General features: G+C 63.3%; 9 protein-coding genes. 4 read left to right on the forward strand and 5 right to left on the reverse strand.

Annotation, left to right across the window (positions count from 1 at the left end; translation table 11 throughout):
- Window positions 1-26: 26 nt before the first annotated feature.
- From NO357_RS08590 to NO357_RS08600, 3 genes are read right to left on the reverse strand one after another with little or no spacing between them, the layout of a single operon-like run.
- Window positions 27-1,871 carry a carbamoyltransferase family protein gene (locus NO357_RS08590; protein WP_306735224.1) on the reverse strand — a complete coding sequence of 615 codons (1,845 nt, stop codon included), beginning with the start codon at window positions 1,869-1,871 and terminating at the stop codon, window positions 27-29.
- 1 nt (window position 1,872) lies between these two features.
- Window positions 1,873-2,022: a DUF5989 family protein gene (locus tag NO357_RS08595; protein WP_306735225.1), complete on the reverse strand. Its 150-nt coding sequence runs from the start codon at window positions 2,020-2,022 to the stop codon at window positions 1,873-1,875.
- A gap of 48 nt (window positions 2,023-2,070) precedes the next feature.
- Window positions 2,071-2,460, reverse strand: a complete 390-nt coding sequence (locus tag NO357_RS08600) for an SxtJ family membrane protein (protein ID WP_306735226.1) — start codon at window positions 2,458-2,460, stop codon at window positions 2,071-2,073.
- A gap of 638 nt (window positions 2,461-3,098) precedes the next feature.
- Between NO357_RS08600 and NO357_RS08605 the strand changes: the two genes are divergently transcribed.
- From NO357_RS08605 to NO357_RS08615, 3 genes are read left to right on the forward strand one after another with little or no spacing between them, the layout of a single operon-like run.
- Window positions 3,099-4,952, forward strand: coding sequence for an ABC transporter ATP-binding protein (locus tag NO357_RS08605; protein WP_306735227.1), 1,854 nt, complete (start codon window positions 3,099-3,101; stop codon window positions 4,950-4,952).
- A complete protein-coding gene (locus NO357_RS08610; RefSeq protein WP_306735228.1) occupies window positions 4,949-6,796 on the forward strand; it encodes an ABC transporter ATP-binding protein in 1,848 nt (615 codons plus the stop codon). Before NO357_RS08605 ends, NO357_RS08610 begins: the two co-directional genes overlap by 4 nt.
- A gap of 3 nt (window positions 6,797-6,799) precedes the next feature.
- Entirely contained in the window at window positions 6,800-8,182 is a 1,383-nt protein-coding gene (locus tag NO357_RS08615; protein ID WP_306735229.1) for an SLC13 family permease, read from the forward strand.
- A gap of 282 nt (window positions 8,183-8,464) precedes the next feature.
- Here the strand turns inward: NO357_RS08615 and NO357_RS08620 are convergent, their stop codons facing one another.
- Window positions 8,465-8,947 carry a GNAT family N-acetyltransferase gene (locus tag NO357_RS08620; protein WP_306735230.1) on the reverse strand — a complete coding sequence of 161 codons (483 nt, stop codon included), beginning with the start codon at window positions 8,945-8,947 and terminating at the stop codon, window positions 8,465-8,467.
- Window positions 8,948-9,082: 135 nt separating this feature from the next.
- Here NO357_RS08620 and kce point away from each other — a divergent pair, with 135 nt between their 5' ends.
- On the forward strand, window positions 9,083-10,009 hold the full coding sequence (kce, locus tag NO357_RS08625; RefSeq protein ID WP_306735231.1) for a 3,5-dioxohexanoate:acetyl-CoA acetone transferase: 927 nt from the start codon (window positions 9,083-9,085) through the stop codon (window positions 10,007-10,009).
- A gap of 210 nt (window positions 10,010-10,219) precedes the next feature.
- Here the strand turns inward: kce and NO357_RS08630 are convergent, their stop codons facing one another.
- On the reverse strand, window positions 10,220-12,772 hold the full coding sequence (locus tag NO357_RS08630) for a CARDB domain-containing protein (RefSeq protein ID WP_306735232.1): 2,553 nt from the start codon (window positions 12,770-12,772) through the stop codon (window positions 10,220-10,222).
- Window positions 12,773-12,980: the final 208 nt, after the last annotated feature.

Genomic DNA, 12,980 nt, shown 5'->3' on the forward strand with positions numbered 1-12,980 from the left:
CGGGTGTGGATCACACAGGGCGGTGGTCAGTCGAGTTCGTATTTGTTCTTGTAGTCTTCCGCCAGGGATTGGTCCTGCTGTTCCTTGCGCAGGACGCAATTGCCGACCACCAGAACCTCGATATCGGTTCCCATGAAGCAGCGGAACGCATCTTCCGGCGTGCAGACAATCGGTTCTCCGCGCACGTTGAAGGACGTGTTAACCACCAGCGGGCAGCCGGTGCGCTTTTTGAACGCCGAGATCAACTTGTGATAGCGCGGATTGGTGTCGGCATGCACGGTTTGAACCCGGGCCGAATAGTCGATATGCGTCACCGCCGGGATTTCCGACCGTTTCACGTTCAGCTTGTCGATCCCGAAAAGCGCGTTTTCTTCCGCGGTCATTTCCCGGCGTCGCTCAGCGCTCACACCGGCCACCAGCAGCATATAGGGGCTGTCATCATCGATCTCGAACCAGTCGGCGACGTCTTCGCGCAGCACCGAGGGCGCGAAGGGACGGAAACTTTCGCGGAATTTGACCTTGAGATTCAGCAACTTCTGCATCGATTCCGACCGGGGGTCGCCAAGGATCGACCGGGCGCCGAGCGCGCGCGGGCCAAACTCCATCCGGCCATTGAACCAGCCGATGGCCTTTCCGTCGGCCAGCGCGTCGGCGGTGGTTTCGATGACGTCCTCATCCGTCAGCGTGTCGAAAATCGCGCCTGCCTCGGTCAACCTGGCCTCGATGTCGGATTGCGCGAAGTCTGGCCCCAGATACGCGCCTCTCATCGCATCCCTGCGGGTTGTGTCCAAGCGCCGCTCGTGACCCAGCTCCTGATGCCAGGCTGCATAGGCCGCCCCCACCGCACCGCCGGCATCCCCGGCCGCCGGTTGAATCCACAGGTTTTCAAATGCCCCGTCGCGCAAGATTTTTCCGTTGGCCACGCAATTGAGTGCCACGCCGCCCGCCATGCACAGGTTGGGTAGGTCGAACTCCTTGGCAAGCGCGCGGGTCATGCGCAGGACCACCTCTTCGGTTGCGGCCTGAACGGACGCGGCCACATCCATGTGGAACTGTTCTAAGGGATCAACATCAGGCTTGCGCACCGGTTTTCCGAACAGGTCCGAAAAACGGTCGTTCGTCATCGTCAACCCGGTGGCGTAATTGAAGTATTTCTGGTCCAGCCGGTAAGAGCCGTCATCTTTAACGTCGAGAAGTTTGTCCAGGATCACGTCCTTGAACCGAGGTTCTCCATACGGGGCAAGGCCCATGACCTTGTATTCACCGCTGTTGACCCGAAAGCCCGTGTAATAGGTGAACGCGGAGTAGAGCAGCCCCAATGAATGCGGAAAATGCAGTTCTTTGACGATTTTCAGGTCGCTGCCCCGGCCGACAGCAACCGTCGTCGTCGCCCACTCGCCGACACCGTCAAGCGTCAGAACCACCGCTTCTTCGAACGGCGACGGATAGAAAGCGCTGGCGGCGTGGCTGAAATGGTGTTCAGCAAAGAGAAGCTTGTCGCGCCCGGCAAAGGCTTCGTCAACCTGCTTCAGTTCGCGCGCCAGAAGGCTTTTCTGAAACAGCTTTTCCTTGATCCAGACCGGGATTGCCATCTGAAACGACCGGAACCCGCGCGGTGCATTTGCGATGTAGGTCTCGATCAGCCGCTCGAACTTGAGAAACGGTTTGTCGTAGAAGGCGACGAATTCCACGTCGCCAAGCCCCATTTCCCCCTCGGAAAGCACGTATTCGATGGCGTTAGCCGGAAACCCCGCGTCATGCTTTTTCCTGGTAAACCGCTCTTCCTGGGCCGCGGCCACGATCTCACCATCAACAAGCAGCGCTGCAGCGCTGTCATGATAGAACGCGGACAGGCCCAGAATGGCGGACATATCAGAAAATCGTATAGATAAAGGGGGCCACGGCAGAACCCTGCGTCAGCACGATCAACCCGCCGAGCAGAAGAAGCAGGGTGAAGATCGGCAGAAGCCAGAATTTCTTTCGGACTTTCATGAAGTCCCAGAGCTCAAGAACGATGGCCATTTTATACCTCGGAATGCTGCGGAAACGCCGCAAGGGCGTCGGGTTGGATTAGAACTGATTGCGCATTGATGATTGTGCCCGGATTTCCTCGTCGACGGGTATCCAATAGGAACTCGCGTCCGGATCGAGCTTTTTCCGTAACGGGTCGCGTTTGCGCAGGCGGAAAAACAAACCGAACGGAACGATGGCCACAAGGAACAGAACGCCCATGACGATCGGTGAAACGATCTTGTTCAGCAGCATGCCGAACCGGAACCATGCCATGTTCAGAGGGTGCAAAACCGATGGTGAGAAGATTGCCAGGGCCAAAAAGACACTGGCAACCGCGAGCGCCCACCAACGTACACTGCCATAAAACAGCGGATACAATCCGATGATCGCAAACACGACCGCAAAGACGATTCCGAACGAGCGGTCAGAACCGACCTGGATCTCCATATTATCCTTGAATTCTGACACCTGTTAGCACAATCCCCATGCAAACTGATTGATCTAACAGAAAGTATTCCATTCGGTGGCCCGCCCTCACCCGCATCCAAAGACCAACACCAAGAAATCATTCCGTTAAAGGCGTTGCGAACGTTAGAAACGCAACCTGTTGCTGTCAACTGCGCGGCAAGGTCCCGATTGGAAAAGGATTGTTTCCTGGACGACGAGATTCCCGGAAACACCGACGTTGTCTGCTCCGGCAAAGGGCCAACAAAAGGACTTGAACCGGTCCGTCAGGTCACAAGTCTCGCGAGGAGCCACATCGAGATGAATAGCGGCGACGAGTGCTCACCAATTCGGTGTCCGTTTGTCCCGCGAAGCCGCCATTTTACGCGCTGCACATAGCGGACGACTGCACAACCCGGGACTCTTGAGCCGGCATCCCGGCGGGGGTGACAAATGCACCTCCGTCGGCTAGCCTCGCCCCCGCAACCCAGGTGGGAGGATGCAATATGTACCACGGGATCTGGTTTATCCGACACTGAACGTCGCCCCGTGCGGGTGATGTTCGCACCGGCAGGCGCTTGCCCGTCGGGTTGTCACATCACCTGAAACCATATTGTATGTTGCTCTGACAGGAGCCCCCCATGTTCCGCTTTTTCGAAAACCTCGTTGATCCCTATTGCGACTATGCGCAGGAGGATCATCCGCCGCAAACCCTGTGGCGCTTCATGATGGGCTATGCCCGGCCGTTCAAGCGGGTGTTCTGGATCACCGGAATCATGTCGGTGATCGTGGCGGCGGTCGAGATCGCGCTGATCTATTACATGGGCTGGATCGTCGACGTGCTGCAGGGTGAGCCGGCACGGGTCTGGGCCGAGCACGGTAGCACGCTGATCGCGCTGGCGCTGTTCATCCTGCTGGTCCGGCCCGCGTTCCAGCTTATAGACGTGCTGTTGCTGAACAACGCGATCCTCCCCAATTTCGGCACGTTGATCCGCTGGCGGGCGCACAAGCACGTGCTGCGCCAGTCGGTCGGCTGGTTCGAGAACGATTTCGCCGGCCGCATCGCCAACCGGATCATGCAGACCCCGCCCGCGGCTGGCGAGGCGGTATTCCAGGTGTTCGACGCGCTGACCTATGCGTTGGCTTACGTGGTCGGCGCGGTGATCGTGTTGGGGCAGGCGGATCCGCGGCTGGCGGTGCCGCTGGTGATCTGGTTGATTGCCTATGGCGGGCTGATGCGCTGGACGACCCGGCGGGTCGGTCCGGCGTCGCAGAGGGCATCGGACGCGCGCAGCGCGGTCACCGGGCGGGTTGTGGATGCCTATACCAACATTCATTCGGTGAAGATGTTTGCCCACCATGACGGGGAGCTCGACTATGCCCGCGAGGCCATCGAACATTCACGTGAAACCTTTCAGACCGAGATGCGGATCTACACGATCATGGATCTGGGCCTGGTGGTGCTGAACGGTCTCTTGATCCTTGGCGTCGTCGGTTGGGCGGTGGTGCTGTGGATGGGAGGAAGCGCGACGGTGGGGGCGGTGGCGGCGGCCTCGGCGCTGGTGCTCAGGCTCAATGCCATGACCGGCTGGATCATGTGGGCACTGACCAGTTTCTTCCGCCAGTTGGGCGTGGTGAAGGAAGGCATGGAAACGATCGCCCAGCCGATCGACCTGGTGGATGCGCCGGAGGCCAAGCCGCTGGTGCTGACCAACGGGCGGATCGAGATCGACGCGGTCAGTCACCACTACGGACGTGGCAGCGGCGGGCTGGACCGGGTATCGCTGACGGTGCGCCCGGGCGAGAAGGTGGGGCTTGTCGGCCGCTCGGGCGCGGGCAAGTCGACCCTGGTGAAGCTCTTGTTGCGGTTCTACGATGTGGAAGGTGGGGTAATCCGGATCGACGGGCAGGATATTGCGACTGTCACGCAGGAGAGCCTGCGGGCGCAGATCGGGATGGTGCAGCAGGATAGCAGCCTGTTGCACCGTTCGGTGCGCGACAACATCCGCTATGGCCGGCCCGAAGCGACGGAAGAGGATATCGTCGCGGCGGCGAAACAGGCCGAGGCGCATGAGTTCATCTGTGATCTGCAGGACCCGCAGGGCCGCAAGGGGTATGAGGCGCAGGTCGGCGAGCGGGGCGTGAAACTGAGCGGCGGGCAGCGCCAGCGGGTGACGCTGGCGCGGGTGATCCTGAAGGATGCGCCGATCCTGCTGCTCGATGAAGCGACCAGCGCTTTGGACAGTGAGGTGGAGGCAGCGATTCAGGCGACGCTTTACGGCATGATGGAGGGCAAGACGGTGATCGCGATTGCGCACCGGCTGAGCACGATTGCCCATATGGATCGGATCGTGGTTCTGGATCAGGGGCGGATCGTGGAACAGGGAACCCATGCCGAGCTGCTGGCGCAGGCTGGCCTTTATGCCCAGTTCTGGGCGCGGCAGTCAGGCGGCTTCCTGGGCGAGGACGTCACCGAGGGCGAGGCGGCGGAATGACGACGGGGCGCTATGCCAGATGGTTCGCCGGGCTGATCGACCCGGAGCGCGGCACCGACAGCCCGCCACCCAAGACGCTTGGCGCGTTCTTCCGCTGGGCGCTGACCGGGGCGTGGGGGCCGATCTTGTTGGCCACGGCGCTGTTTGCGCTGGGCGGGCTTTTCGAGGCAGTGGTGATGGCGCTGCTGGGCCAGATCGTCGATGCGACGGTGGCGGCGCGGGTCGATTTCTGGAGCGCCAATTCCGACCTGCTGGTGCTGTCGGTGCTGGTGCTGATGGTGCTGCGCCCGGTGTCATTCTTCCTGGCCTCCAGTTTCCAGTCGATTGCGGTGATGCCGAATCTGTTCGGGCAGGTGATGACGCGCCTTAATCGGCACACGCTTGGTCAGTCGGTGAGTTTCTTCGACGACGATTTCGCCGGCCGCATCGCGCAGAAACAGATGCAGACGGCCAATGGCATCGTTTCGGTCGTGCAGGAGACGGTGAACGCGATCAGCTTCGCCTCGGCCGCGGCGGTGGGGATGCTGGTGCTGACCGGCTTCGTCGATCTCGGCCTGACACTGGTGCTGGCGGGGTGGCTGGCGGCTTATGTTCTGCTGCTGCGCTTTTTCCTGCCGCGGATCCGGCTGCGCTCGGCGGCACGGGCGGCGGCGCGGGCGCAGGTTACGGGGCAGATCGTCGACACGGTGACCAATATCAAGACGGTGAAACTGTTTGCCCATGATGCACATGAAGACCGGGCCGCGCTGGACAGCATCGCGCGGTATCGCGGCCGGGCGGTGCACTGGGCCGAGCTGGCAGTTTGGTTCCGCTTCCTTCTGTTTCTGCTGGCGGGGCTTCTGCCGGTGGGGATGGTTGGCTACGGGCTGATCCGCTGGGATGCGGGCGCGGTGACGAGTGGCGAGCTGACGGCGATCGGCGGCATGGCGATCCGGCTGGCGCAGATGACCGGCTGGGTGAGCTGGACGCTGATGACGATCTATGCCGATCTCGGCGAGGTCGAGGACGGAATGCGCACGCTGTCCCCTGATCACGCGCTGGTCGATGCGCCGGACGCGCGCGCGCTGGTGGTGCGCGAGGGGGCGGTTGCGTTTCGGCATGTCGGCTTTGCTTATGGCCGCGCGGTTGGCGGCGTGCAGGATCTCGACCTTGAGGTCCGGCCGGGCGAAAAGATCGGAATCGTCGGCGCCAGCGGTGCCGGGAAGTCGACCTTGGTAGCGTTGCTGCTGCGGCTTTACGATACCGAAGACGGCGTCATCGAGATCGACGGGCAGGATATCTCCAGGGTGACCCAGGCGAGTCTGCGCCGCCAGGTGGCGATGGTCACGCAGGACACCGCGATGTTCAACCGTTCGGCGCGTGACAACATCCTTTATGGGCGGCCGGATGCGTCGGAGGAAGAAATGCTGGCGGCGGCGAAGAAGGCCGAGGCGGACGCCTTCATCCACGAACTCGAGGATGCACACGGACGGACCGGTTACGACGCGCATCTCGGTGAACGCGGCGTGAAACTGTCCGGCGGGCAGCGGCAGCGGATTGCACTGGCCCGGGCCATCCTGAAAGACGCGCCGATCCTGGTGCTGGACGAGGCGACGAGTGCCTTGGACAGCGAAGTGGAGGCGGCAATCCAGGCAGCGCTGGAACGGGTGATGCAGGGCAAGACGGTGCTGGCGATTGCCCACCGGCTGAGCACGATTGCCCAGATGGACCGGATCGTGGTGCTGGATCAGGGCCGGATCGTGGAAACCGGTACGCATGAGGAGTTGCTGGCGCTGGGTGGCATTTATGCCGGTCTCTGGGCGCATCAATCGGGCGGTTTCCTGGGGCTGGAGGCGGCGCAGTAGGGAATGCCTGGCATACGCGGATGGATCATGCTTGCGGGGCTCAGCTGCCTGGGCGCGGTGCTGGTGCTGCCGGCACCCGAAGGGCTGAGCCCGCAGGGCTGGCGGGTGTCTGGGCTGGCGGCGCTGATGGCGCTGTGGTGGGTGAGCGAAGCGGTGCCGCTGGCCGCCACCGCACTATTGCCGCTGGCGCTGGCGCCGCTCTTGCAGATTGCCGAGTTGGGAGAAGTTGCCGGCGCCTACAGCGATCCGCTGATCCTTCTTTTTCTCGGTGGCTTCCTCCTGGCACGGGCCATCGAACACTGGCACCTGCACCGGCGAATTGCACGGGGGCTGATCGGGCTTGCTGGCCAGCAGCCGGGTCGGGTGCTGGCGGCGGTGATGCTGGCGACGGCCTTCCTCAGCTTGTGGATCTCGAACACCGCTTCTGCGATGGTCATGGCGCCGATTGCCGCCGGCGTAGCACAGGGGCGCGAGCCGCGGTTCGCCGCGGCGCTGCTGCTGGGGGTGGCGTTTTCCGCCACCATCGGCGGTATCGGGTCGCTGATCGGCACGCCGCCCAACGCGATTTTCGCAGCCTACAGTGCCCGGGTGCTGGAGGTTCAGGTGGGCTTTGCCGAGTGGGCGGCGGTGGGGATGCCGGTGGCGCTGGTGCTGCTGGTCTGTGCCTGGGGCGTGCTGGCGCTGGCCACGCCGGGGCTGCGGGACGTGGCGGCGCTTGACCTGCCGGCGCAGGCCGGGCCGGGCTGGAGCCGGGGCGAGCGGCGGCTGGCAATCCTGGCCGGGTTCACGGCGGCGCTGTGGATCGCACGGCCTTTCCTGGAACGGGTCTGGCCGGACCTTCCGCTGTCGGATGCCGGGATCGCGATGGCGGCGGCGGTTCTGTTGTTCGCGCTGCCAGCCGGGCAGGGCGGACGGCTGCTGGACTGGGATACGGCGAAGGGGCTGCGCTGGGACATCCTGATCCTGGTGGGCGGCGGCCTGGCGCTGGCCGGACTGATGGACGGTGCCGGGCTGGTCGACTGGATCGGCGACCGAGTGAGCGCGCTCGAGGGGTTGCCGGTTGTGTGTCTGGTACTGGTGATCGCGGCGTTGATCGTGGGGCTGGGGGAGCTGGCCAGCAACACCGCGATGGCGGCGATCTTTCTGCCGGTGGCGGGCGCGGTGGCGCAGGCGATGGGGGTGGAGCCGATGCAGATCGTGCTGCCGGTGGCGCTGGCGGCCTCGGTCGGGTTCATGCTGCCGGTGGCGACCCCGCCCAATGCCATCGTGTTCGGCCATGACGCGGTCAACCGGACGGCGATGCTGAAGGCCGGTGCGCCGCTCGACCTGATCGGGGTGGTGGTGGCGGCAGGGCTGGGTTTGCTGTTGGGGCCTCTGGTGTTCTGAGAGATGTGCACCCGGATGTAGGGCGGAGTGAAACCCCACACTACGTTTCAATTGAGCGGCTCGGGTATAGCTCGGGTATCGACGGGGGCGTTTCGATTTTTGGCCGGGCGCGGATATTGGCCGAGGTCAGGCTCAAGCCGCGCATCGCCGGGCCCAGGGACGGCCCGGCGATGCGCGGCGGGCTGTCGCCCTTGATTCCGCGCGGGGTGCTTCGCTCGAACCTTCCCTCCAAGCCAGAACCTGCCATACGTCCGGCAAGACCTGAAACGCCTCGGGTCACGGTCACGCGGGATGAACCCCGCCCTCAGCCGAGAGGTCCTTCTCGTAGCGCCAGATGTCGAGGGTAAAGGGACCATCAGAGGTCTCGACCGGCAGGGATTCCGTCCGGACCCGCCGCCACCCGGCTTTTTCATAGAACCGCGCCGCGCGATCATTGCCAACGGTGCAAGCCAGCCAGGGCTGAGTGATGCCGGCGGCGAGGAGGGCGTCTTCGGCATCCGAGATCAGGCGTGAGGCGAGCCCGCTGCCCCGTGCGGCCGGAGCGACGTAGAACTGGTAGAGCTCATCCTCCTCGAGGGTGAAGAAGCCGAGGATCTCGTTTCCGAGGGCAGCGACGTGACTGTTGCCGATGCGCCGGTTGAGGCGGTCGGTGAAACTGGCAAGCGTGCGAAGCCCTGTAAGGGCGGGAGGGCAGATCGCGGCATGGGCGTCGTGCCAGCCAGCGTGCCACAGCGCGGCGGTCTGGGCCAGGTCGGACTCGGTCATGGGGCGTATGTCGAACGGCATGGTTCGGGTCTAGCAGTGCGGCTGCCGGAGGGGAAGGTGGCCAGACCATCTGGCCTGCGGGGGATTGCCTTTGGCCGCGGCGCGCGCATCATGGGCGCAAAGAGGGAGGATCCCATGCCGAACAAAGTCATCATCACCTGTGCCGTCACGGGCGCGATTCACACGCCGTCGATGTCGCCGCATCTGCCGGTCACGCCCGAGGACATCACCGAAGCTGCAGTCAGCGCGGCCGAGGCCGGCGCGGCAGTGGTGCATCTGCACGCGCGCGACCCCGAGACCGGCAAGCCCGACCAGACGCCGGAGGCATTCGAGCCCTTCCTCAAGGTCATCAAGCAGCGCTGCGACGCAGTGATCAACATCACCACCGGCGGTTCGCCCTTCATGACGGTCGAGGAGCGGGTCCGGCCGGCCGAGGTCTTCGCGCCGGAAGTGGCCTCGCTCAACATGGGGTCGATCAATTTCGGGCTCTACCCGATGCTGGAGCGATTCAAGGAATTTCACCACGACTGGGAGCGCGAGCATCTGGAAAACTCGCGCGACCTGGTGTTCCGCAATTCTTTCAAGGAGATCGAATACGTGCTGCGCACGCTCGGCGACAAGGGCACGCGGTTCGAGTTCGAGTGCTATGACATCGCCCATCTCTACAACCTGGCGCATTTCCTCGACCGCGGCCTGGTGAAGCCGCCCTTGTTCGTGCAGTCGGTGTTCGGGATCCTGGGCGGGATCGGCGGGCATGAGGAGGATGTGATCCACATGCGGCGCACCGCCGACCGGCTGTTCGGCGACCAGTACCAATGGTCGGTGCTGGGCGCGGGCAGGAACCAGATGCGGGTGGCGGCGCTGTCGGTGGCGATGGGCGGCAACCTGCGGGTCGGGCTGGAAGATTCGCTCTGGTCCGGGCCAGGAAAGCTGGCGCAGTCGAATGCCGAGCAGGTAAGGATCGCGCGCGGCATCGTCGAGGGGCTTGGCCTGGAGATCGCCTCGGCTAGCGAGGCGCGGGAGATGCTGGCGCTCAAGGGCGGCGACAAGGTGGCGTTCTGAAGGCCCGTGGCGCGGCTTGAGCGAACCGCCTGCCGCCCGAACGGCTTTGCATTTTTCGGTCGGCGGCGGCTCGCGGCTTTGAGGCTCGGGTGCCGGAGAGGCAGCAGCCCGCCCGTCGCCCGACTCTGCATATCCAGTACTCGATCTCAGGCGCCACCTCGTGCGGAGCGCAAGTTCACAATGGCGAACAACGGGTGCGGGTCACCAGGATCAGAACATACCGGAAGCGAAAAGCATGTCCTCGACGAAAAAGTTGGCCGCGGTCAGATCGGCGCTGTCGACGCCGAGCAGAAGCACGCTGGCACCATCGGCATAGGTGAGCAGGGTGCCTTCGGTCGTCTGGGTCACGTCTGCCAGCGGATCATAGCTGGTGCCGTTGTTGATGAGCACATGCAGCACATCCTCGGTCACGTCGAAATCGGTGATGATGTCGTTGCCGTGCCCGCGGATCAGGGTGCCGGTATCTTCGCGGATGACGCTGAACATGTCGGCACCCGCTCCGAGGGTGATCAGGTCGTCGCCCTCGGCGCCGATCAGCCAGTCGAAGCCGTCGCCACCCAGCATCGTGTCATTTCCGGCGCTGCCTTCGGCGATATCGTCTCCGGCGCCCAGATTTACCGTGTGAACTCCGGTGTTGCGCAGCGAGATCGTGTCGTTGAAATCGGTGCCGATAATGGCCTCGATATTGTCGAAGGACTGGGCCAGCCCGCCGGTTGCAGGGTCGAGCATGAGAACATCGCCGGGGGCGGTGTAGGGGTCGTTGATGAGAGTCACGCCCGAGGACAGCCCCGAGAAATCAGCGGTATCGAAGCCGTCGCCGCCATCGACATGATCCGGCCCGGCGCTGACGAAGATCAGGTCGTCGCCAGCCAGGGCGTTGATCACGTCCGGCCCTGAGGAACCGGTCAGCGTGTCGGCGCCGTCGGTGCCGGTGATGAGCGACGGCTCGTCCAGCGTCACGGCAGTCGTGAGCACGTTGTTCTGGTCATTGTCGTCTGGCGCGTCGAGTGTGACGATAAGCTGATAATCCCCTGCGGTCAGGCCGGCGTCGAGCTGGGCCTCGAAGCTGAGTTGGCCGGTGCCGTCCGCATTCAGCGAGATTGACCCGGTATCGAGCAGGATATCGTCACCCGAGAGCGTGCCGTCGGTCGAGAGATAGGCGCTGATGCCACTGCTGGCCGCCAGTTCGCCCAAATTGGCAAACTCGACTTGATAAATCAGCGTTCCACCATTGCCATCGAGCATCAGGTCCGAGCTTGCCTGCACGGTAACATTCGTGATGGCCAGATCGCTGGGCGCCGGGGTGAAGGTGACCTGCTGTGTGATCACGTTGTTCCCGGGTGTGGCGTCGGCCGTACCATCGGCCCATTCGATCACGCTGATCAGGTAATAGTCGCCCGGGGTGAAATCGGGCGGGAACCAATGCGATGTTGTCGGAGACCCGACAGCGCCGGGAAAGGTACCGCCGGTGATGCCGAGAATCTGTATGTCATCTTCGGAAATCTGGTCGTCGGTCGACAGATAGGTGACGATGCGAACCCCGGATGGGGTGTCGGTCCCGACATCCGCGATCGCATAGGTCATTTGGAGTTGCCCGCCGCCCGACAGGTCGAGATCGGTCGCGTCGCCCAAAGTTGCCGAAACCAGCTGAAGGTCGGCGACGGCGGGGTTGAGGGTGATAGTCTCGGCGACGGCGTTGTCGGCAGGGTTGGTTTCAACTTCGCCACCGGTCCATTCGACAACCGTGAGCACCTGCCAGTCACCGCCTTCGAGGTCCGACGGCAGCACGACATGGAAGCTGCCGCTGATCGTCTGACCCAGAGCCAATGTGCCGGTGGTTTCGCCGAGTTGGATGTCGTCTTCGGAAACCGTACCGTCCCGTGACAGATAGCTGACGATCTGGTAGCCTCCGGTGCCGGTATTGGAGATGTTTTCAAGCGTGTAGTCGATCTGGATCGGAGCATCGTTGCCAAGCTCGAAATCCGAAGCCGGGTCGACCGAGGCCGAAAGCCGGAAATCGGCGACAGGGGCCTCGACGGTGATCTGGACCCATTGCGTAAGGTTGTCGGTCTCGTTCTCTTCGGCCAGTGTGTCACCGGAATCGACGCGGACAGCGACCCAATAGACGCCCGGTTCCAGACTGCCGGCTGGAATGCTGGCCGCCAGGGTTTGGCTGGTTCCGGTTGCGAGCCCCGCGGCGGTCTGGCTGTCGATCGTCTGTAGCACTGCATCGTTATCGGGGGCCGAGGCCACGAGCAGTTCATACGAGGTTGCGTCGGCATCTCTCGTCCCGTTCGACACCAGGGTAAAGGACACTTGCGTATCTTCGCCCGGGGACAGGATGGAATCTTCGACGTTGAGCGCCTCGACCGAGAGATTTGCCAGGCGCGGCAGGATCACTTCGCTGGCTGTCTGGGTCATGTCGGCAAACTGGTAGTGTTCAACACCGGTCAGGGTATCTGTTCCGTCAGGCCCGGAAATCCGGATCGCGCCGCCGCCAAGGTCGGTGACGACATAGTCATCGCGGTTGCCGGAAAAAGTCGTCGTATCGCTTCCGCCGCCGCCGTCGATGCTGTCATTGCCTGCCCCACCGGACAGCAGGTCGTCACCATCGTCGCCAAGCAGCGTATCGTCGCCCCCCAAGCCCTGCAGCGTGTCGTCGCCGGCGTTGCCATTGATGAGGTCGGCAATCTCTGTTCCCGTCAGAAGATTGTCGCGCTTGTTGCCTGTGATGCTGCCATTGTTGTTGCTGGGTCTGGGCATGGAACTCGTCTCCGTTCACCGTTCAAAATCAATCTATGCGCGAGTCATCGCGGACAAATCGGCCGAAATTATGGCGCAACGGCTTTCTCGCAAGGCCGGCCGCGTTCTCGGGGGGGGCGGGCTTGACGGCTGCGGTGATTCCGCCTAAAGACCGCGAACGGAATTCAGGGCGCTGGCCGTTGAGCATATCGGGGCGGCGCCTATTTGT

It is taken from the genome of Marimonas arenosa (genome assembly GCF_030848945.1).
GTDB lineage: Bacteria > Pseudomonadota > Alphaproteobacteria > Rhodobacterales > Rhodobacteraceae > Marimonas > Marimonas arenosa.